18 protein-coding genes, 1 tRNA gene and 1 riboswitch are annotated in these 21,105 nt (G+C 70.9%); of the genes, 9 read left to right on the top strand and 10 right to left on the bottom strand.

Annotated elements, in window-relative coordinates:
* The first annotated feature begins 599 nt into the window (after positions 1-599).
* From OG858_RS21590 to OG858_RS21605, 4 genes are all read left to right on the top strand, one after another.
* A complete protein-coding gene (locus OG858_RS21590; RefSeq protein ID WP_086752849.1) occupies positions 600-2,024 on the top strand; it encodes an MFS transporter in 1,425 nt (474 codons plus the stop codon).
* Between the two features lie 209 nt (positions 2,025-2,233).
* On the top strand, positions 2,234-3,445 hold the full coding sequence (gene lhgO / locus OG858_RS21595) for an L-2-hydroxyglutarate oxidase (protein WP_328544619.1): 1,212 nt from the start codon (positions 2,234-2,236) through the stop codon (positions 3,443-3,445).
* A 156-nt stretch (positions 3,446-3,601) separates the two neighbouring features.
* Positions 3,602-4,459: a tRNA (guanosine(46)-N7)-methyltransferase TrmB gene (gene trmB, locus OG858_RS21600; protein ID WP_319069448.1), complete on the top strand. Its 858-nt coding sequence runs from the start codon at positions 3,602-3,604 to the stop codon at positions 4,457-4,459.
* 206 nt (positions 4,460-4,665) lie between these two features.
* Entirely contained in the window at positions 4,666-6,012 is a 1,347-nt protein-coding gene (locus OG858_RS21605) for a PrsW family intramembrane metalloprotease (protein ID WP_319069446.1), read from the top strand.
* Positions 6,013-6,477: 465 nt separating this feature from the next.
* On the opposite strand, the gene OG858_RS21610 is transcribed toward OG858_RS21605, so the two are convergent.
* The 5 genes from OG858_RS21610 to OG858_RS21630 form a co-directional block, all read right to left on the bottom strand.
* Positions 6,478-7,422 carry an aldo/keto reductase gene (locus OG858_RS21610; protein ID WP_086753867.1) on the bottom strand — a complete coding sequence of 315 codons (945 nt, stop codon included), beginning with the start codon at positions 7,420-7,422 and terminating at the stop codon, positions 6,478-6,480.
* A gap of 337 nt (positions 7,423-7,759) precedes the next feature.
* The gene (locus OG858_RS21615) at positions 7,760-8,821 is read right to left on the bottom strand and encodes a M23 family metallopeptidase (protein WP_086753869.1); all 1,062 of its coding nucleotides are present in this window, start codon (positions 8,819-8,821) and stop codon (positions 7,760-7,762) included.
* Between the two features lie 10 nt (positions 8,822-8,831).
* Positions 8,832-8,993, bottom strand: a riboswitch (cyclic di-AMP (ydaO/yuaA leader).
* 317 nt (positions 8,994-9,310) lie between these two features.
* Positions 9,311-10,423: a PP2C family protein-serine/threonine phosphatase gene (locus OG858_RS21620; RefSeq protein WP_319069464.1), complete on the bottom strand. Its 1,113-nt coding sequence runs from the start codon at positions 10,421-10,423 to the stop codon at positions 9,311-9,313.
* 423 nt (positions 10,424-10,846) lie between these two features.
* Complete coding sequence (locus OG858_RS21625) at positions 10,847-11,497, bottom strand: GTP cyclohydrolase II (protein ID WP_319069463.1); 651 nt, start codon at positions 11,495-11,497, stop codon at positions 10,847-10,849.
* A 146-nt stretch (positions 11,498-11,643) separates the two neighbouring features.
* Positions 11,644-12,174, bottom strand: coding sequence for a MarR family winged helix-turn-helix transcriptional regulator (locus tag OG858_RS21630; protein WP_060893241.1), 531 nt, complete (start codon positions 12,172-12,174; stop codon positions 11,644-11,646).
* A gap of 233 nt (positions 12,175-12,407) precedes the next feature.
* On the opposite strand from OG858_RS21630, the gene OG858_RS21635 reads away from it, so the two are divergent.
* Positions 12,408-13,565, top strand: a complete 1,158-nt coding sequence (locus OG858_RS21635; protein ID WP_328544618.1) for a dihydrofolate reductase family protein — start codon at positions 12,408-12,410, stop codon at positions 13,563-13,565.
* 155 nt (positions 13,566-13,720) lie between these two features.
* Positions 13,721-13,794, top strand: a tRNA-Met gene (locus OG858_RS21640).
* Positions 13,795-13,877: 83 nt separating this feature from the next.
* Here the strand turns inward: OG858_RS21640 and OG858_RS21645 are convergent.
* A complete protein-coding gene (locus OG858_RS21645) occupies positions 13,878-14,450 on the bottom strand; it encodes a class IV adenylate cyclase (RefSeq protein WP_086750175.1) in 573 nt (190 codons plus the stop codon).
* 602 nt (positions 14,451-15,052) lie between these two features.
* On the opposite strand from OG858_RS21645, the gene OG858_RS21650 reads away from it, so the two are divergent.
* A complete protein-coding gene (locus tag OG858_RS21650) occupies positions 15,053-16,435 on the top strand; it encodes a chloride channel protein (RefSeq protein WP_328544617.1) in 1,383 nt (460 codons plus the stop codon).
* Positions 16,436-16,583: 148 nt separating this feature from the next.
* Here the strand turns inward: OG858_RS21650 and OG858_RS21655 are convergent, their stop codons facing one another.
* From OG858_RS21655 to OG858_RS21670, 4 genes are all read right to left on the bottom strand, one after another.
* Positions 16,584-17,099: an oxygenase MpaB family protein gene (locus tag OG858_RS21655; protein ID WP_328544616.1), complete on the bottom strand. Its 516-nt coding sequence runs from the start codon at positions 17,097-17,099 to the stop codon at positions 16,584-16,586.
* A gap of 616 nt (positions 17,100-17,715) precedes the next feature.
* Positions 17,716-19,395, bottom strand: coding sequence for a site-specific integrase (locus tag OG858_RS21660; RefSeq protein ID WP_328544615.1), 1,680 nt, complete (start codon positions 19,393-19,395; stop codon positions 17,716-17,718).
* Between the two features lie 4 nt (positions 19,396-19,399).
* Positions 19,400-19,636 carry a hypothetical protein gene (locus OG858_RS21665; RefSeq protein ID WP_328544614.1) on the bottom strand — a complete coding sequence of 79 codons (237 nt, stop codon included), beginning with the start codon at positions 19,634-19,636 and terminating at the stop codon, positions 19,400-19,402.
* A gap of 156 nt (positions 19,637-19,792) precedes the next feature.
* The gene (locus tag OG858_RS21670) at positions 19,793-20,212 is read right to left on the bottom strand and encodes a helix-turn-helix transcriptional regulator (protein WP_328544613.1); all 420 of its coding nucleotides are present in this window, start codon (positions 20,210-20,212) and stop codon (positions 19,793-19,795) included.
* 277 nt (positions 20,213-20,489) lie between these two features.
* On the opposite strand from OG858_RS21670, the gene OG858_RS21675 reads away from it, so the two are divergent.
* Both OG858_RS21675 and OG858_RS21680 read left to right on the top strand, forming a co-directional pair.
* Positions 20,490-20,789 carry a helix-turn-helix domain-containing protein gene (locus OG858_RS21675; protein ID WP_328544612.1) on the top strand — a complete coding sequence of 100 codons (300 nt, stop codon included), beginning with the start codon at positions 20,490-20,492 and terminating at the stop codon, positions 20,787-20,789.
* Positions 20,786-21,097: a hypothetical protein gene (locus OG858_RS21680; protein WP_328544611.1), complete on the top strand. Its 312-nt coding sequence runs from the start codon at positions 20,786-20,788 to the stop codon at positions 21,095-21,097. The genes OG858_RS21675 and OG858_RS21680 overlap by 4 nt, the downstream gene beginning before the upstream one ends.
* Positions 21,098-21,105 lie beyond the last annotated feature (8 nt).

Raw genomic sequence — 21,105 nt, forward strand, 5'->3', positions numbered from 1 at the left:
CCCAGGGAGCCTTGAGCGCTCCCCCGTCACACCCTCAAGTCGCCCCGGAAGAAGGGTGGTCGACAAAGGTGGACCCCGGGTCTACGACGTGAATGCGCCCCCGGTACGCTCCCCCAAAAGACCTAACGCGCCCTCAACAGACGTGGTCGGAGCGGTATTCACCCTCAACAACCACCGTCGATTTTCGGCCAAATCGGCCCTGCGGGGCGAAGTGGGCACACCCGCCGTACCGCCCCGATGACGACACAGCGTCAACACACAGTCCGGGAGGCGGAGTTCGCCCCCCGGACCGGTCCGCCGCCCGCGGGGATGTAGGCGACGGTGTCCCCCAGCCCACCGGATCCAGTACAGCGGGCCGACCCACGCACGACCATGGAACCGCTCCCCCGGTGGCCGGAGAAGAGCGCACGGCCGGGCGCACGGCCACACAGCGGGAGCACGTGACAACACTCCGTACTTCGTCCGTACTTTCGTACGGACCACAATCCCGCCATCCGGATTTGGGCCCCTTAACGCTTGGGATGCGGCGAACTACGCTGGGTTTACGAATGCCGCGTGCCTATGCCGCCGCGGCAGCCGTCTGTTCGAGGGGTGGCGCAATGTCCAGGGAGCAACGCGGGCCGAACGAAAAACTCGGCGCCGTTCTCGCCCTCGCGGGAATCAGCAACGCAGGACTCGCGCGTCGCGTCAACGACCTTGGCGCTCAACGCGGGTTGACACTTCGCTACGACAAGACCTCGGTGGCGCGGTGGGTCTCCAAGGGCATGGTCCCCCAGGGCGCCGCGCCGCATCTCATCGCTGCCGCGATCGGGCAGAAGCTCGGCCGCCCGGTGCCGCTCCACGAGATCGGCCTGGCGGACGCGGATCCCGCCCCCGAAGTGGGCCTCGCCTTCCCCCGTGACGTCGGACAGGCGGTGCGCGCGGCGACGGAACTGTACCGCCTCGACCTCGCCGGCCGCCGCGCGGGTACCGGCGGCATCTGGCAGTCCCTCGCCGGATCGTTCGCGGTGAGCGCGTACGCGACGCCCGCCTCGCGGTGGCTGATAACCCCGGCCGACAGTTCGGTGGAGCGCGAGGCGAGCTCGGCGGAGGGCTCGGGGTCGCCGCTGAGAGTCGGCCACAGCGATGTCCAGAAGCTGCGGGAGGCCGCCGAGGACGCCAGGCGCTGGGACTCCAAGTACGGAGGCGGCGACTGGCGTTCGTCGATGGTGCCGGAGTGCCTGCGGGTGGAGGCCGCGCCGCTGCTGCTCGGGGCGTACTCCGACGAGGTGGGCCGCGCGCTGTTCGGAGCGTCCGCGGAACTCACCCGCCTCGCCGGCTGGATGGCCTTTGACACGGGTCAACAGGAGGCGGCCCAGCGGTACTACATCCAGGCGTTGAGGCTCGCGCGGGCCGCGGCCGACGTGCCGCTGGGCGGGTACGTGCTCGCCACGATGTCCCTGCAGGCGACCTACCGCGGCTTCGGCGACGAAGGCGTCGATCTCGCGCAGGCCGCCCTCGAACGCAACCGGGGGCTGGCCACCGCGCGCACGATGAGCTTCTTCCGGCTCGTCGAGGCGAGGGCGCACGCGCGAGCGGGCGACGCGGTGGCCGCCGGGGCGGCCCTCAAGGCCGCCGAGGGCTGGCTGGAGCGTGCCCGCGACGGAGACAACGATCCGACCTGGCTCGGCTTCTACGGCTACGACCGGTTCGCTGCGGACGCCGCGGAGTGCTACCGCGACCTCAAGGCGCCGCGTCAGGTGCGCCGCTTCACCGAGCAGGCCCTGTCGCGGCCGACGGAGGAGTTCGTACGCTCGCACGGGCTGCGGCTCGTCGTGTCCGCGGTCGCCGAGCTGGAGTCGGGCAACCTCGATGCGGCGTGCGAGCAGGGCGTACGGGCGGTGGAGGTCGCGGGGCGCATCTCCTCGGCCCGCACCACCGAGTACGTGAAGGATCTGCTGCACCGGCTGGAGCCGTACGGGGATGAGCCGCGGGTGATCGAGCTGCGGGAGAGGGCTCGTCCTCTTTTGATGACACCTGCCTAAGGTCATGGGTGCCTGCTCGTCCGCCGGGTTCATGTGATCTTGCGGCTGCGGGGGCGTCGTGGTTTCACGCCCAGGGCCGCGCCCCCTCGAGGGGGCGCGGCCCTGGGCGCTCGGCATCAGAGAACGTGAGCAGCGCCATGTAGGCGGCTTCCGGGTTTGAGGGCATTGTCAGTGGTGCAGTGCACTATCGGAGTCGGGAGGTGGGGCGCGTGCGGAGGCAGGGCGCGTACGACTGCGATGTGCTCGTGGTCGGCGGCGGAATCGTCGGGCTGTCGACGGCGTATGCGATCACGCGGGCCGCGCCGGGCACGCGGGTCACCGTGCTGGAGAAGGAGCCGGGGCCGGCCCGGCATCAGACCGGGCGGAACAGCGGCGTCATCCACAGTGGGATCTACTACCGGCCGGGGTCGCTGAAGGCGCGGTACGCGGTCAGGGGCGCCGCCGAGATGGTCAAGTTCTGCGCCGAGTACGGCATCGAGCACGCCGTCACCGGGAAGCTGATCGTCGCCACCGAGAAGTCGGAGCTGCCCCGGCTGCACGCCCTCGTGCAGCGCGGGCGGGAGAACGGGATTCCGGTGCGGGAGCTGGGCGCCGCCCAGATCGCCGAGTACGAGCCGGAGGTGCGCGGGCTCGCGGCCATACACGTCGGCACCACCGGGATCTGTGACTTCGTGGGGGTGGCCCGGCAGTTCGCGCGGGCGTCCGGCGCCGAGATCCGGTACGGCGCCGAGGTCGAGCGGATCGAGCGGCGGGCCTCGCTGGGGGTCGCCGTACGGATCCGGGGCGGTGACGTCGTACGGGGGCGGGTGCTGGTGAACTGCGCCGGGCTGCACTGCGACGAGGTGGCCCGGATGACCGGGGACGAGCCCGGGATGCGGATCGTGCCGTTCCGGGGGGAGTACTACGAGCTGGCGCGGCCCGAGCTGGTCCGTGGACTCGTGTATCCGGTGCCCGATCCGGCGTTCCCGTTCCTCGGGGTGCATCTGACCCGGGGGATCGACGGGGGCGTCCACGTCGGGCCCAACGCCGTGCCCGCGCTGGCCCGCGAGGGGTACGAGTGGGGGACCGTGCGGGTGCGGGAGCTGGCGGCGACACTGGCGTGGCCCGGGTCCTGGCGGATAGCCCGGCGGCACTGGCGGTACGGGGCGGGGGAGCTTCGGCGGTCCGTGTCGAAGAAGGCGTTCACCGGGGCGGTGCGGCGGTTGTTGCCGGCGGTCTCGGAAGGGGATCTTGTGCCTGCGGCTGCGGGGGTGCGGGCGCAGGCCGTGCTTCGGGACGGGACGCTGGTGGATGACTTCCTGATTCGGGAAGGGGCGCGGGCGGTGCATGTGCTGAACGCGCCTTCGCCTGCGGCGACCGCTTCGCTGCCGATCGGGCGGGAGGTGGGCCGGCGGGCGCTGGCCGCGCTGGCCGGGGCGTGACGGGCGCTCGGCCGAGCGGTGCGCGGCGGGCGGCGCCGGGCGGGCGCTGGGCGGCGACCGGCGCCGGGCGGGGGCGGGTTTCGCTCGCCGGCGCCCCCACGCGCGGCTGTGGGCAGGCTGGGCCGGCGTCTCGGGGAGTCGTAAAATCGGGGCACTGTGTCTGACTCCCCTGATGCCCCTGAGCCCCGCACCACCGGTGCCTCCCTTCGGCACACCCGAGACAAGGGTGAGCCGCGATTTCCCGACGGGCCCAGGCCGGATCCCGCCGGGTCGCACTTCGAGCGGCGGATCAGGAGCTTCCAGCCCCGGCGGAGTCGGGTGACGGCCGGGCAGGCGGACGCGCTGCAGCGGCTGTGGCCCAAGTGGGGGCTCGACATCGACGGGCGGGCGCTGGATCTCGTCGAGCTGTTCGGCGACGAGAAGCCCGTCGTGCTGGAGATCGGGTTCGGGATGGGCGAGGCGACCGCTCGGATGGCCGCCGCCGATCCGGACACCAATGTGCTCGCCGTGGACGTGCACACGCCGGGCCAGGGGAACCTGCTGAATCTCGCGGACCGGGACGGTCTGTCGAATGTGCGGGTCGCGAACGGCGACGCGATCATCCTGCTGCGGGAGATGCTCACCCCGGGCTCGCTGAACGGGCTGCGGGTCTACTTCCCCGACCCCTGGCCGAAGAAGCGGCACCACAAGCGCCGGCTGATCCAGCCGGAGTTCCTCACGCTCGTCGCGTCACGGCTCAGGCCGGGGGCGATCGTGCACTGCGCGACGGACTGGGAGCCGTACGCCGAGCAGATGCTGGACGTACTGACCGCGCATCCCGACTTCGAGAACACCCGGGCCGACGGCGGGTTCGCGCCACGTCCCGGCTTCCGGCCGCAGACCCGTTTCGAGGGACAGGGACTGGACAAGGGTCATGTGGTGAACGATCTGCTCTTCCGCCGCGTACAGCAGCGTGAGCAGCAGCAGGAACGAGAGCAGATGCAGGAGTCCGAACAACCCCCCACAGGCGTCTGAGGGCCGTCGTTCACAGTCCGGCGGGCACAGTCCTGCGGGCACAGTCCGAAGTACGACGGTTCGCAGGACGCCGGTTCGCAGGACGCGGTCCCGCGGACCGGTCCAATGGGCGCGCGGTCCGATGGGCGCGGTCCGGCGGGCCCGGTCCCCGCGGGCCGCACCACGCGCCGTCGCGGGCGGCGCCATCCCTCGTTAGGGTCAATGCAATGGCCACCAGTCCCCCCTACCCGACGCACCCCGGCGGCCCTGCCGGTGGGTATGCGTTCAGGCCCACGCGCTGGTGGCAGCGGAAGAGCGTCAGATACGGGGCCCTGATAGGGCTGCTCGGGGTCTCCGGGTTCGTCATCCTCGCGCTCGTCCGTGAACAGACCGGCACGGAGGGGTTCCTCGTCGGGCTGGGGCTCGCCGTGCTGCCCGTGCCGTTGCTCATGGCCGCGTTCCGGTGGCTCGACCGGGTGGAGCCCGGGCCCTGGCACAACCTGGTGTTCGCCTTCGCCTGGGGGGCGTGTGCCGCGGCACTCATAGCCATCGTGGCGAACAGTTTTGCGACCCGGTGGATAGCCACGGCGACCGCGGACCCCTCGCATGCCGACGCGCTGGGTGCCACCGTCATAGCGCCCGTGGTGGAGGAGACCGCCAAGGCCGCGGCCATCCTTCTTGTCTTCCTGTTCAGGAGGCGGCACTTCACCGGGATCGTGGACGGCGTGGTGATCGCGGGGTTCACCGCGACCGGGTTCGCGTTCACCGAGAACATCCTGTATCTGGGCACCGCTTTCGGGACGGATCAGCTCAGTGGGGGCAGTGGGCTGGCGTCGGTCACCGCGGCCACGTTCTTCGTGCGGGTGATCATGTCGCCGTTCGCGCATCCGTTGTTCACCGTGCTGACGGGGATCGGGTTCGGGATCGCGGCGTTCTCCGCCGAGTGGCAGCGGGGGAGGCGGGTGCTCGTGCCGGTGGGTGGGCTGCTGCTCGCCATGGGGATGCACGCGGTCTGGAACGGGTCGGCGACGTTCGGGGAGTACGGGTTCTTCGCGGTGTACGCGGCCTTCATGGTGCCGGTGTTCGGGTTGCTGACGTGGCTGGTGATCTGGGCTCGGCAGCGGGAGTTGCGGACCGTGCGGGAGGCGTTGCCCGCGTATGCGGCCGCGGGGTGGCTGACCCCGGCCGAGCCGTACGTGCTGGGGTCGATGCGGGCTCGGCGCGTGGCGCGGGAGTACGCGGCGCACCACTTCGGAAAGGCGGGGGCCCGGTCGGTCGCGGAGTACGAGGCGTACGCGACGCAGTTGGCGTTCCTGCGTCATCGAGGGCTGCGGGGGCGGGCCGGGGATGGCTTCGCGCTGCGGGAGCGGGAGCTGTTGTTCGAGCTGTGGCGACGGCGGGGGTTGGCTCGGCCCGCGATGGGATACGCGGGGCGGGAAGCTGGGCCGAAGCACGGGTACGGGTACGGCGGCTACGGGCACGGCGGCTACGGGTACGGGTACGGGTCGGCCTACCCTCAGCCGGTGGCTTACGGGATGGCTCCGTATCCCTCGTACAACCCGTATCAGTACTAGCGGTGCACGAGCCGCCTGTTGGGCGGTTCGCGAGCTGCCGGTCGGTGGGGCGGGGCCGCGCCGGGGTGTCGCCCGTCGCCTGGGGCCCTGCTGCTCGGGGTTGGTTCGGTGTGACTTCTCGGGCCGCCGTTGCGACGGGCCTGACGCACCCGCACAACCACTTCCAGGTGGAGGCGGCGGACCGGGCGTGGTGGCGTCGGTCGGCGGGTGCGTGCCGCGTTCCTCGCTGTGACCGCTCGGTCGTCGGTGTGGCTGCCCGGCGTCCTGCCCGGTGGTCCCTCTGTGCGCAGCCGTGCCGCGGGGCCGACCACCCGGCCCCGCTCAGCCCTCCGCTCAGTCCCCGCTCCGTACGTCCCCCGCCCGGCCGCGGCCAGTCACGCCGCCGGGGCGGCGGCCCGGGTGGGCGTCGCGCGGCACTGTGGGTGTGGCCCACCCCCGCCGGCCCCGGGCGGCGGTACGCGGACGCTATGCCGAGGCCTCGGTCAGGCGGTTCACCTCCTCGGGGGTGAGGGTGAGGTCGGCGACGGCGAGGAGGGCGGGGAGCTGGTCGACGGTTCGCGCGGAGGCGATCGGCGCGGCGACGGTCGGCTGGGCGGCGAGCCAGGCGAGGGCGATGGTGGCATGGGCGGCACCGCGGGACTCGGCGATCTCGTCGAGGACCGTGAGGACCCGCGTGCCGGCCGGGGTTTCGAGGTACGCGCCGGCACCGGCTGCACGAGGGCTGTCGACCGTCGTGCCGGGGCGGTACTTGCCCGTCAGGAAGCCCTTGGCGAGGGCGAAGTACGGGACGGCGGAAAGGCCGGCGTCGGTGGCGAGGGCCTGGAGGGGGCCCTCGTAGGTGTCCCGGGAGACCAGGTTGTAGTGGGGCTGGAGCGCCACGTAGCGGGCCAGGCCCTCGGCGGCCGAGAAGTCCAGGGAGGCCCGCAGGCGTTCGGGCGTGATGTTGGACGCGGCTATCGCGCGGACCTTGCCGGCCTTCACCAGGTCGTCGAGGGCGGTGATGATCTCCTCGACGGGGACTTCGGGCTTGTCGAAGTGGGTGTAGTAGAGGTCGATGTGGTCCGTGCCGAGGCGGGCGAGGGAGGCGTCGGCCGCCGCCTTGATGTTGGCCGCCGTCAGACCCTGGTACTCGGGATGCTGGCTCACCTTGGTCGCGATGACCACGTCGGCGCGGTTGCCCCGGGACTTGACCCAGTTGCCGATGATCGTCTCGGACTCACCGCCCTTGTTGCCCTCCACCCAGGCCGAATAGGAGTCGGCGGTGTCGACGAAGTTGCCGCCGGCGGCCGCGTAGGCGTCGAGGACGGCGAAGGACTGTGCCTCGTCTGCGGTCCACCCGAAGACGTTGCCGCCGAGGGAGAGCGGGAAGACCTCGATGTCGGACGTGCCCAGCTTGCGAAGAGAAGTCATGTCCAACGTCAACCGGCGAGGCGGACGCCCGCATTCCGCCCCAGCGTGAACGGTAGGTGAAGCCGTGGAGCGGGGGAAAGCCTCGGCCGACGCCGGGTGCCTGCTTCGTCGACGCCGACCTGCGGTCTCCCTCCTCTCCCTCCTCTCCCTCCTCTCTCGCCTCTCTCGCCGGCACGCCGTCCGGCCCCACCCGCTCCGCTCCGTACCTGCTCTGCCCTGTCTCCCGCTCTGCTCCGTACCCGCTCCGCCCTGCCTCGCTCCGCCCTGCCTCGCCCGGACATGACGAACGCCGCGTAGTCCTCACGGACCTACGCGGCGTCGCTGGTTCCGACCGGCTCTACGGGGTCAGGCCCTTGCTGCGCAGCCATGCCGCCGGGTCGATGCCGCTGGCCGAACCGCCAGGGTGGACCTCCATGTGGAGGTGGGCGCCGGTGACGTTGCCGGTGGCGCCCACGCGGCCGATGACGTCGCCGGTGGCGACCTTCTGGCCGACGCTGACGCCGATGGAGGACTGGTGGGCGTACCAGATCTCGGTGCCGTCATCGAGGGTGAGGACGGTCTTGTAGCCGTAGGAACCCTCGTAGCCGGCCTGCGTGATGGTGCCGCCGTGGACCGCCTTGATGAGGGTGCCCGTGGGGGCGGCGAAGTCGAGGCCGGTGTGGTAACCGGAGGACCAGTAGGGGCCGGCCTGGCCGAAGGTGGAGGTGAGGGTGTACGAGGAGGTCGGAAGCGTGAACTGCTTGGCGAGGGACGCGAGGCGCTCGGCTTCCTTCTTCTCCGCGGCCTCTTCCTCCGCCTTCTTCTTGGCGGCGGCTTCCTTTGCCTCGGCTTCCTTCTTCTCCTTGGCGGCCAGCTCGGCGGCCTTGTCCGCGGCGGCGGTCTGGGCGGCCTCGGCGGCGGCCTTGTCGGAGGCGTCCTGCTGGGACTCGGCCTGCGCCATGATGCGGGCGCGCAGCGCCTCACCGGCGTCGGCGGTGCCCTGCTCGGCGTCGGCGGCGGTCAGGCCGGCACTGCTGAGCGGGGTGGTGGAGGCCTGGGGCTCCGGCTCGTCGGCCTCGTCCTCGAAGACCGAGCCGACGTTCGGCATGTCGGGCATCGATATGGACACCGGGGCCTTGCCGGACTGCGCGCTGGCCATGCCGGCGCCGCCGACGGCGGCTATGACACCGACGCCGAGAACCGTGGAGCTGCGGGCCAGTCCGCCACGGGCGAGTCCACCGCGCGGCTTGGCGACGCGGTGCCGGCCGCGAACGGGGCGAATGGTCTCCTCGCTGGGATTCCACTCCTGCCAGGGGCCCTCGTTGTCGCTGTTGTAGCTGCCGTAACCGAACGTCTGGCTCTCGCCTTCGCGTTGGTTCGGGACGAACGGGGCTTCGGTCGCGGACCGGTTCGACGCCACGTGGGCGCGCTCCTTCCTTCCTCCTCGCCTACCGGGTTAGCTGACGGGTTCGGAGCAGGAAGGTCTCCTACGCGCGTAAACCGGACGTGCGGACTGCCACGACGGTTTCCGTGCGATTCACCCCAGGGTGGTGGTTCCCCGGTTCCCTTGCGGGATTCGGCGCATGAGCACGGAGCCGACTCTTGTGACGGCTGGGACGACCGCGCTGCGTTATCGAACGTTAATAGACGCGAGTACTCCATTCCAAGCTGTTCTGAATGATCGTTCCGGCCTGCGCGCTGGACTTTACGGGGCATGGGGGGTTTAAAACGGGCGAGTTGACCTTGCCTCACGAGTAACAAAAGTTCTGACGTTACATCAGCTTCTATACGGAGGACGGTCGAACAGACACGTTCCGTGATACCGCGGTCCCCTGATCGCGAGAGACGTGAGAGACATGAGAGACGTGAGCGATGTGGGAGACATGAGAGACGTGTGGGCGGCGGGTTGTCAGGATCGGCGGACCGCCAGGAGGGCCATGTCGTCCGTCGTGCTGTCACCCGTGTGTCGGCGCACTTCCTCCGCGAGGGTCGTCAACAGGGCGCTCGGGGCGGAGAAGACCCGGCCGGACAGGCGCGCGGCCGGGTCGTAGAAGACACCGCGCGCGTCCCGCGCCTCGGAGAGGCCGTCCGTGTAGAAGAGCAGCATGGCGCCGGGCGGGAACCCGGTCTCCTGCGCGCGGTCGGGCCAGGTCCCCAGGTCCTCCATGCCCAGCGGGAGCGCGGACTGCGGGGCGTCCAGAGTGCACAGGGTCCCGTCGGCGTACAGCAGCAGGGGTGACGGATGGCCTCGGTTGACGATCCGGGCGCGGCCGGCACCGTGCGGGAACTCCGCCAGTACGGCCGTCACGAACCCCTCGCGCTCCACCGCCGCGTCCCGTCGCGCGGCCTCCCGCCGCGTCGCCTCCCGGGCCAGCGCCCGTTCCAGCCGCTGGGCGACCGCTTCGAGCGTCGACTCCTGCTCGGCCGCCTCCCGGAACGCGCCGATCAGCACCGCCACCGCCGACACGGCCCCCAGCCCCTTGCCGCGCACATCGCCCACGATCAGCCGTACGCCGTGGGGTGAGTCCTGCACCGCGTACAGATCGCCGCCGATCGACGCCCCCGCCTGCGCCGCCTCGTACCGCGCGGCGAACTCCAGCCCGCCGATCCGCTCCTGCGGCACGGGCAGTACGGCCCGCTGGGCCGCCTCGGCGATCTCGCGGGCGGTGGCGAGCCGGGCGTCGCTGCGGCGAACGAGACGGTTGATCAGTACGGCCAGTACGGCGACGGTGACCACCGTGGCGATCTCGGTGATCGCGTCCACGTGGCCCGTGTCGCCGTAGTAGACGCGGACGGCGGTGATGCCGGCGACCGAGGCGGCGCCGGTGATCACCGTGCCGTGCAGCGAGAAGAGCGGGGCCGCGACGAGGGGAGCGGCCGTGAAGAAGGGGACCGCCGTGAACTCGCGCGGAGTGAAGTGGTCGTAGAAGAGGCCGACGACGATCAGCAGGCCGGGAATGAGGCGAACGAGCGTACGGGTGTGCGAGAACCGCCACCCACCCGGCTCCCTGACACCCTCCACTCCCTCTCTCTGCCCCACGGCTACAGGGTTTCCGGGTGTGGCGTGCGGGGCTAGTCGGCGGGGCCGACTGGGCTAGTGGGAGGAGTGGGGGCCGGAGGGGGAGGGTGGGGGCCGGAGGGGGAGGGGGAGGGCCGAAGGCGGAGGGTGCGGGCCGAAGGCGGAGGGTGCGGGCCAGAACGGGCGGATTGTGGGTGTGGAGGGGGAGGCGCTGCTCCGGTCTGGGGGCGGATGAGCGGCCGTCGGCGGTTGGTTGCCGGAGGCCAGTGGGGCCGGCAGCTGCTGGCGGAGACCAGGGCGGCTGGGGGCGGCGGCTACCGAGACCGGGGCGGCTACGGCGACCGAGACCGGGGCGGCTGCGGGCGGCGGCTACCGGGGTCGTCTCCTCGCCCTCCTGCCCTCGGCCCTGTTCCCGCCCCCGAGGGCTCAGCCCGCCGTCAACCCGGTCAGTCCCGTCAGCTCCGGCAGGGGGAGCGTGTGGTGGGTCTGGAGGACCTTCGCTCGGAGGTAGCGGACGTTGTGGGCGGTGGTGAAGACGCCCGTGGGCACGCGGTGGCGGACGCCGACGCCCAGGTCACGGAGCTGCTGCGCCTTGTCGGGGTTGTTCGAGAGCAGGTCCAGCTCGTCGATGCCGAGGGCACCCAGCATCTGGGCCGCCGCCGTGTAGTCGCGGGCGTCCTCCGGCAGGCCGAGCGCCGCGTTCGCCTCGTACGTGTCGAGGCCCTGGTCCTGAAGGGCGTACGCGTCGAGCTTGTTGTAGAGGCCGATGCCCCGGCCCTCCTGACGGAGGTAGAGGAGGACACCGCCGCGCTCGGCGATCCGCTCCACCGCCTCACGCAGCTGCGGACCGCAGTCGCAGCGGGCCGAGCCGAAGACGTCGCCGGTCAGGCACTCGGAGTGCAGCCGGACCAGCGGGGCCGCGCCCGGGGCGGGGTCGCCGAGGACGAGTGCCAGGTGCTCCTGGCCGTCGACGAGGCCGTGGAAGGTGACCAGTTCGGCGTCGACGCCGTAGCCGTCGTGGAAACGCAGCGGTACCCGGACGCGGGCACGCGGGGTGGCAGCGGGAAAGTCGGGCATGCGGATCTCCGGTCCTGGTACGGGCGTCGCCATGCTTCAGATTTGAAGCACAGTGCTCGGCAGGACTCTAACCCCTGCTTCAAATTTCAAGCAACCCCGTTTGGAGATGCCTCACATTCCCGCAACACAGGGAACTCGCGGCGGCCCTACTGACCGGACTGGCTCGACGGGCACGCGCGGCGGCGCCACGGCAGGTCGTCGGAGCCGACTGCCGCCCGCGGGTCCCCACCCTGGATCGCCGTCGCGATGGCCGCGCAGATCTCCTCGAACTGGCCGATCTGCTCAGGGCTGAGGTGGTCGAAGACGGCCTTGCGGACCGTTTCGACATGGCCCGGCGCCGCACGCTCCAGCAGGGCCATGCCCTCATCGGTGAGCACGGCGACACTGCCCCGTTTGTCCCACTGGCAGTCCTCGCGCCGCACCACGCCGTCCTTCTCCAGCCGGGTCACGACGTACGTCAGCCGACTGCGCGTGATCTTCAGGTGCTCGGCGAGATCGGTCATCCGCATCCGGCGGTCCGGCGCCTCGGAGAGGGCGGCCAGCACGGAGTAGTAGAGGTGCGGCAGGCCGGCCTCCTGCTGGAGCTGCCGGTCGAGCGCGTCCTCAAGGAGCGAGCTCGCGGCCACGTAGGCGCGCCAGGCACGCTGCTCCTCGGGGGTGAGCCAGCGGGTCGTCATACGTACAGTGTAGTTATTGTTTAAAACTTGAACCAAGCCCACCGCCGACGGCCTCCATCTCAGCCGCCGACGGTCTTCCCCACCACCACCATCGCCACCGCCACCACCGCCACCACCGCCACCCTCGACACCGTCCCAGCCCCAGCTCCGGTCCCAGCCCCAGCCCGGGTCCCGGTTCCGGTCCCCCCAGCCCCAGTCACAGTCCAGTCACCGTCACGCCAGGGAGCGCGTCCATGCCCCAGCCCTACGTCCTGTTGTCCGCCGCCGTCTCCCTCGACGGCTTCCTGGACGACACCGGACCCGAGCGGCTGCTGCTCTCGGGTCCGGCCGACTTCGACCGGGTCGACGAGGTGCGCGCGGCGAGCGACGCCATCCTGATCGGGGCCGGCACCCTGCGCACCGACAACCCCCGGCTACTGGTCAACTCCCCCGAGCGCCGCGCGGCCCGCGTCGCCGCCGGGCTCCCGGAGTACCCGCTGAAGGTCACGGTCAGCGCGTCCGGCGATCTCGACCCGACGGCCCAGTTCTGGCACACGGGCGGCGAGAAGGTCGTGTACACGACGGACAAGGGCGCGGAGCGGCTGCGCGGGCTGGGCCTGCCGGCCGGGCCGAACGGTGTGGACGTCGTCTCCGTCGGCCCCGACCTGGAGTGGCCCACCCTCCTCGACCACCTCGCAGACGCACGCGGCGTCCGGCGCCTCATGGTGGAGGGCGGCGGCCGCGTGCACACCCAGCTGCTCCAGCAGGGGCTCGCGGACGAGGTGCAGCTGGCCGTCGCGCCGGTGTTCGTGGGCGAGACGGACGCGCCGCGGCTGTTCGGGACGGGCACGTATCCCGGGGGACCGAAGAGCCGGCTGCGGCTGCTGGAGACCCGGCCGGTGGGCGACATCGTCCTCATCCGTTACGCCCCCAGCGTGCCCGGAGTCGGACCGGCCGTCTCCCCCGCCGACCGGCACTGGCTCGCGCTGGCCTGTGAACTGGCCGCCGAGTGCCCGCCCTCGAAGACCGCGTTCAGTGTGGGAGCGGTCGTGGTCGCCGAGGACGGTACGGAACTGGCCCGCGGCCACTCCCGCGAGGGCGGCGACCCCGTGGCCCACGCCGAGGAGGCCGCCCTCGCCAAGCTCGGCCCCACCGACCCGCGCCTCGCCTCCGCCACGGTCTACAGCAGCCTGGAACCGTGCGCCCGCCGCGCCTCCCGACCCGCGCCCTGCGCCCGGCTCGTCCTCGACGCGGGCGTCCGCCGCGTCGTCACGGCCTGGCGCGAGCCGGACACGTTCGTCGAGGACGCCGCCGTCGGCAACGCGGTGCTGTCGGCGGAGGGGGCCGAGGTCGTCGTACTGCCCGAGTACGAGGGTCGGGCGAAGGCGCCCAACAAGCATCTGGTCGGCTGACCGGCGCCTGCCGACCGGTCTGACAAACGCTTGGACGGCCGGGTGAATCCGCGGCGGTCGGCGGCGATCGGCGGTCGCCGTTAACGCGGTGATCGGCGGTCGCCGTTAACCCGTGTGCTTGGGGTCCCGCAGATGGCGTACACTGGTTTCAACGACGCGGGGTGGAGCAGCTCGGTAGCTCGCTGGGCTCATAACCCAGAGGTCGCAGGTTCAAATCCTGTCCCCGCTACTGAAGGCCTGGGGCCGGAATCCGATGAGGATTCCGGCCCGAGGTGTTTGTGCGCCGTCATTGCCTTTGTTCACCCTCATTGCCTAGGGCAGGGTGTGACGGGCCGCCGCCACCGCGTCCGTGTAGAGCTCGCGCGTGAGGTCCTCCGGGGCGATGCCCAGGTCGTCGAGTACCGCGCGGATGTCGTCGAGGGTCGCGGTCAGCTCCGCTTCCTCCTGGACCAGACTCTCGATCTCCAGGAACGTGCCGTCCAGCTCGGGGACCCGTACGAGCGTGGCGAGCATCCGTCGGCCGTACGCCTCGAAGGCGTGGCTGCGGCAGCGCTTCTCGAACACGATCGCCGGCACATAGCCGAGGTGCTCCAGGATGGCGTGCGCGATCTGCGAGTCCCCGACCCGCGTCTCGTACTCGGGCTTCGACCCGGACGCCTCGTCCACCGCGGCCGCCTTGAAGGTGAGCAGGGTCCGCCGCTCGCCCGTGGCGTGGTCGGCGAGAAACCGCAGCCGCAGTTCCTCGCCCCGGGCGCGCAGGCTGCCGTCCGGCAGGTCGTAGTACGTGTCCTGGTACGTCTCGGACCTGCCCTCGGCCCACTCGTCGAGCACCCGCGCGACCGCCTCCGGCACACGGACCCGGGCCTTCAACTCCGCCTCGATCACGACCCGTTCCTCTCCTCGCCCACCGCTCTCCCCCACTCCCCTCCCTCCTCCTACTGTCCCCTCCGGCCGCCCGTCGGGGGAGAGCCCGTCGTGTGCACATCGACGGAAGGACGGAAGGACGGAAGGACGGAAGGACGGAAGGACGGAAGGACGGAAGGACGGAAAGGAGGAGAGACGGAAGACGGAGAGACCAAGAGGGCCACGTCACACCGTCCACCGGGCCCGGCGCTCCGCCTCGCCGGCGCGCCCGTCCATCGGCATGCCGTCCAGGACCCCGTCACCACACATACGGCGGCTCCCCGGGCGACCATGGTCGGTCCCCTGCGGGGGTGGTGCCGGTTCGACGTCGAGGTGGCTCGACGATCACCCGATCACCCCCTCAGCCCCGGCTCTGCCGCGAGCCGTGCCGTGCGGACAAGAAGAGGGCGGCGGTGGGCGTGACTCGCATGGGTCGTGTCGGCATGCCTGCCTCGGAACGGCGTGCCAGGCTCGGTACCGCGCCGCGTGCGTCAGTCGGCGAGGTGTTCCGGGTTCGGTTCGCCGACGGCCGACGGCCGTCGGGGAGCGCGGGACGAGGCCCGCATCGCGAGGAGGCAGTGCGCATGCCGGTCGGCACTACCGGGTCCGGGGCCACGTCGCCTCCGGACCCGATGACGCTTCTTCGAAGCCGCGCGTACTTGGTGCTTCTGGCCATGGCCGCACTGATCGGCGTGCCGGTGTCCGCGGCGGCGTTCGGCTTCCTCGCGCTGGTCGGGGAGGTCCAGCCGTTGATCTACACGGATCTGCCCAAGTCGCTGGGGTTCGACGGGACTCCGTGGTGGTGGCCGCTGCCGCTGCTCGCCGTAGGGGGGCTGCTCACGGCACTGACGGTTCAGTACCTGCCGGGGCGCGGCGGCCATGAACCGACAGCGGGGTTCAAGGCCTCCGCCGCGCCCACACCCATCGAGCTGCCCGGCATCTTCGCTGCCGCCCTGGCGACGCTCTGTTTCGCCGCCGTCCTCGGCCCCGAGGCGCCTCTCCTGGCGCTAGGCGGTGGGCTCGCCGCCGGCGCCGTGCGGATGGTCAGGCGCGACCCGCCGGAGCAGATGAGCGCGGTGCTGGGCGCGGCGGGCAGTTTCGCGGCCGTCAGCTCGCTGCTGGGATCGCCCCTGCTGGGAGCGTTCCTCCTGATGGAAGCTTCAGGGCTGGGTGGGGCGATGATGGCGCTGGTGCTGGTGCCCGGCCTGCTGGCCGCGGGCATCGGTGCGCTCATCTTCGTCGGGCTGGGATCGTGGACCGGGCTGGGCACCTACTCGCTGGCCCTGCACGACGTCCCCGCGGCCGTACGCCCGACAGCGGCGGAATTCGGGTGGGCGCTGGTCATCGGTCTGTCGGCCGCACTCGTGGGTGCGGGAATCCGGTGGCTCTCCGTCCGGCTCGCGACGCACGTCGAGAGGCGGCGGGTGCCGGCCACGGTGGTCATGGGCCTGGTGGTGGCGGGGCTGGCGATCGGCTACGCGGAGGGCACCGGCAAACCGGCGACCGACGTCCTGTACTCGGGGCAGACGGCGATGGATCCGTTCCTCACGCACAGCGCCGCGTACTCGGTGGGCGCGTTGTCGCTGCTGGTGCTGTGCAAGGGCCTCGCCTATTGCGCGTCGCTCAGCGCTTTCAGGGGAGGCCCGATCTTTCCCGCGATGTTCGTGGGAGCGGCGGGCGGCATCCTGTTCTCCCACCTGCCGGGGCTGTCCCTGGTCGCGGGGTTCGCGATGGGCATCGGAGCGATGAGCGCCGCGATGCTGCGATTCCCGCTGGTCTCCGTCCTGCTGGCCACACTCCTGATCGGTGCGCAGGGGGTCACCGTCATGCCACTGGTGATCGTCGCGGTCGTGGTCTCGTACGTGGCGACGGCCAGGCTCACGCCCCCTCCCGCGCCGAAACAGGGGCTGCGACCGAAGACGGGTCGGCAGGGGGAGGACCACGGGCAGGGACCCGGACAGGCATAGGGGTGGGGGTGGGGGTAGGGGTAGGGGTGGGGGTGGGGTGGGGGTAGGGACAGGAACCGGGACAGGAACCGGGGCCCGGTCGACAGCAGCCGTGAGCTGGAACGGGAGGGAGCCGGCCGAGACCGCCGGGGCAGAAGACCCGCCCTGCTTACGAGAGGGGCCCCAGGATCTCCTGGGACTCTACGAGCCCCTGGTCGCTGAGGGCTTCGCCGTCGTCGAAGACGCGGGCCGCCTGGCGGGCCCGGAATGCGAGACGGGCCTCGCCGGGCTTGGCGTAGCCGTGGCGGGCGCGGGCCTCCGCAGGGGTCAGTGCCTCCTCGTTGCGGGGAGGGATGCCGAGCTTCATCGGCGCGATCACCGCGACGGTGGAGGGCGAGAGCCGCGCCATCAGGCGCAGTTCGGCCCTGGGGCCGAGGTGGGCGAGCGCGAAGGCCGTCTTCATGACGGGCACGATGAGCGTGTCGAGGAGGCGTGACTGCCGGATCCCCGCCATCTCGCGCATCCAGCGCGGCATGGTGGCGAGCGTGGCGATCCGCCGTGTCGTCGCGACAGCCAGGGTCACCGGCTTAGCCCAGCGCGGCGTCGGCGGGAAGACGAGCTCGCTCCTGAGCAGGTGGTTCATGGCCTGCCGGACGATGGGGCCGGCGGACAACTGCGGGCGCATCCGAACGGTTCCGGTTCCGGGTCGAGGAGTGGATCTCCCTCGTCCTGACTGGCATGAGCGACCGGAGCGGCCCGGAACTCGACCCGCAGGTCCTCGCCCACGCACTCGTCGCCCACGCGGAACACTTCGGCCGCGTCGCCCTCAACCGATCCCGGCACATTCGAGCCGTCACACCTGATCGGGCAGGGACAGGTGATCCTCGGCGCCCTCTGGCCGCCGACCCGTTGACGGCCGGTCAGCGGCGACAGCTCGGACGGCGCCCTCGGCGAAAACGAAGCGGCGCCCGACCCGACCGAAGCCGAACCGAGCGCCGCACCGCAGGTCAGAGGGGATATCCCCTGCCCGCGAACCGTAGGCCCTGTGGGACTCGAACCCACAACCAATGGATTAAAAGTCTGCTGACTACCCATGGCGGCTCGTACCGTCTCGTATCGCGTCGGCCCGCCTCTCGACGCCTTGCCCAGGCCAGAGCGGGTTACGGCTCCGAAAAGCTCAAGCCTTCACCGTGCCTCGTACCGTCTCGTACCGCGCTCTTGCGTGGCCTTCGGGCCAGCACGGGGCCAGCAGGAAGGGCCCCCGACCCGCAGGTCAGAGGCCCTATCTCCGTACCTCGATTCTACGCCGAGGGACGGTCGTTGTCAGTGCTGGCCCGTACCGTGGACCCATCAGAAACCGCGTCTGCTGGCTGCGACGCGCTGGCCCCCTGCTCCGGTACAGCGACCGGAGCAGGGGGCTCTTCACGTGCCCGCCGGGCGCGAGGAACGGCAGCGGCAGCCTTCTCCGTCAGCTCGTCCTCGTACTCCTCGAACAACTCCATGTACGTGTCGCTGGTCAGAGTGATCGTCGAGTGGCGCAGCTTCACCTTCGCGTCGTGCAGGTCTCCCCCGCCTGCCTTCACCAGGGCCGCCGCCCCGTGGCGGAGATCCCGGAGGTTGATCGGTGGCAGGCCGGCCGCCTCCGAGATCCGACGGAATGCCTTGCTGACGGCGTCGGGGTGCAGCCAGCGTCCATCCTCGGCGGTGAACATCTTCCCTGTGTCGGTCCAGTCGGCGACGTCCTCGCCGGCCTCGCGCTGCACTGCGGCTCGCGCGTTCCACGCGTCGCGCTCGAGCAGCTGCTGCTCGCGGTGGGCGAGCAGCACCCGCACGGTCTCCGTGTCAACCTTCACGATGCCCACGGACCCGTCCGTCTTCGGTGCCGTCTCGATCGGCGTCCAGCCGTCCACCACGATCTCGGCGGACACTCGGATCTCCTTCCGGGCCGCGGAGAAGTCGTGCCATCCCTGCCCGACGCCCTCGCCCCGGCGCAGGCCGTGGTGGGCGACCAGGTGGAAGAACGCGTACAGCCGGTCGCCCTCGGCCTCATCGAGGAACCGGCCGAGCTGGGCGGGCGTCCACACCATGACCGGGCCCGGCTTTTCCCCCGTCTCTTCCCAGCGCGCCACCCGCTCCGCCGTCCACAGCAGCCCCTTCGGCCGGGCGGCCGACGTCAGCTCGACGTGCTTGGCGGCGTTGAAGGTGATGAGCTGCGCGCCGATGGCCTTGTTCAGCGCCATGCGGAGAGTGCGGCGGATCGCCTGCTTGGTGGCCGGGCCGGTGATGCGGCGGTAGGGCGGCATGTCGGCGAGCTTGGCCCGCTCGGCGTCCAGCCGTGCACGCTCCTTCATCGGCGGCCGGCCCGGCTTGGTCCAGCGGGTGCGGGCGACCTGCTCGTGACGGGCTTGGTTCTCGGCCCGGATCAGGTCGTTGCGGTCGTCGATCGCGTTGAACATGTCCTGCACGTGACCGACGCCGAGCCGGTCGAGGCGGAGGTGCCCGAGCGCGGGCTTCAGGTGCACGCGGATGTGGCTGTTGTAGCCGTGGTTCGTGGTGGTGCGCGTCGCCTTGTTGGCCATGACGTGGTCGAGCCAGTCGCCGACGGTCATCTTGCCGTCGAGGGGGACTCCGACGCCGAGCCGTCGCTGTACCTCAGCGGTCTCGGGGATGTCCGCACGCCTCTTGTTGATGTCGGCGAGCAGGTCGCCGACGCGCTGCTGCTCGGCAGCGTCGTCACCGGCGAGCGCGAGGATGGCCTGCAGGCGGGACAGGTCGCCCTGGGCCTTCGTCACGGTCTCGTATCCGGTTCGCCGGAAGGTCCGGCGCGTGCCCTCGGCGCTTGGCGGTAGCTCCTGGCGGAGACCGACGGCGCCGTGGTTCTTCTTCCTGAGCTGTGGGCACTCCGTACCCAGCAGCTTGCCGTCCGGCCCGCGGCACTCGCAGCGCTTGTAGATGCTCCCGGCCCGGCGCGCAGACGGCATGGTGTTACTCCTTTCGCGGCGGCTCAGGTCCATCATCGCCGGGCTGCCACAGGCCGACGTTGATGAGGTGGGCAACAGATTCGTTGAGCGCCTTGAGGAGACGTGGCGTCATCTCCCCCGGGCGTACGGCCATCGCTGTGCCGTTCTTCGTCAGGATGGGGACGACCAGCTCGTCGTCGGGGATGTCCTCACTGAAGAAGTACCAAGCCCGTGCGGGGCGCTTGTTCGATGCTGAGTCCATGCAAATCCCCCATCTCCCGCATGCGCGTTCGATTTGCAGCTTAGACCTGCACCTCTTTGGGGGAGAGGCGTTCAGCGATGATCGCACCATGGGCCCCGCATGGCTACACCCTGCTCAGATGACTCACTCAGAGTGATGTAATGGGGAATGAATGATCTACTCGGATTCACCCTCCTCGGGGGGAACCATCGTGTCGATCAGCCGCAGGAGTCGCTCGCGCTGGTCGGCGGGCAGCCGGTCCAGCTTGTGCACGTAGGCCTTGGCCTCGCTCGTTCCGCTGCGCAGCGGGTCGACTCCATGGAACTGAGCGCCGGCCGCATCCTGGAGACGTTCGACTGGATAGTTGGCGGCGCGAGCCAGCGCGCGCAACTCCTCGAAGACCGGCGGGGTCACCGGCTCGCCAGTCTCCAGGCGGTAGATCCATCCGCGCGTCACATGCTCCCCCGAGACCGGGTCAATAGCCTCGGCGGCGAACTTGTCGAGGGACTTGCCGAGCTCGGCACGCCGGGTGCGGATCAGGTCGGCGAGATCTGATCGCCGTTCAGCGCTACGACTCCGGTCGTCTTGGGTCGCCATGGGGCTCATCCTGCCACTCCTGGGAGGTAGGGAACGCGGGGGGTGTTCAGGTGATGCACGGTCAATTGAGCCGTACGGGCAGGTCACCAGCGGCGTTCATCTCACGTACTGAACGGATTGTTCAGCAGGACGGTCACCTTTGCCAGAGCGCGCGGAGTGATTGACCGAAGCCTTACCTGAGCGGGCGTATTCAACACACTAGACAAACCGTTCAACCTATGGAACGCTCACGCTCACACCGTTCAACGAGATGAATGAAGCCTTCAACGAGGTGAACGTGAGCAAACCCGAAAAGCCGTCAACCACCATGTACGCGGTCGCCAGCAGCGACCTACTACGGCTCCTGATGGAGCGCACCGGCACCGGTGAAGCAGTCACCAGCCGCGAACTGGCCGAGGCTGTGGGCGTCGCCCACGGAACGATCGGCGGCCTGATGTCCGGGGCGCAGCGCGTTGTCCCCGAGCCCAAGGCCAAGGCGATCGCCGCCGCCCTCGGCGTCGACCTGCTCGTCCTGTGGGTCCCCATGGAGCGCGCCGGCCGCACCTTCATTCCTAGCCAGACCCGGGCGGCGTCATGACGACCGCTGCCCCGCTCTCCCCCGAGCAGGTCCGCGACCTGCCCGCGATGCCCACCGCCCTCCAGGCGTTCGCCGCCCTGAACATCGGCGAGACGCTCGGCTACGAGCTGATCAGCAAGGGCGAGTTCCCCATCGAGGTCGTCAAGTTCGGCCGCGCGTTCCGGGTCCGCAAGACGGACCTGTGCGCCTTCATCGGCCTCTCCGAGACCGCTGCCCCCGAGGTCCAGTCGGCGGCAGCCACCAACGACGACGCCCCCGGGGTCCAGCCGGGGGCGCCTGTCGAGCAGCCCGCACCCACCAGCAAGTAGAGAACGGG

Source organism: Streptomyces europaeiscabiei (assembly GCF_036346855.1).
GTDB classification, from domain to species: domain Bacteria; phylum Actinomycetota; class Actinomycetes; order Streptomycetales; family Streptomycetaceae; genus Streptomyces; species Streptomyces europaeiscabiei.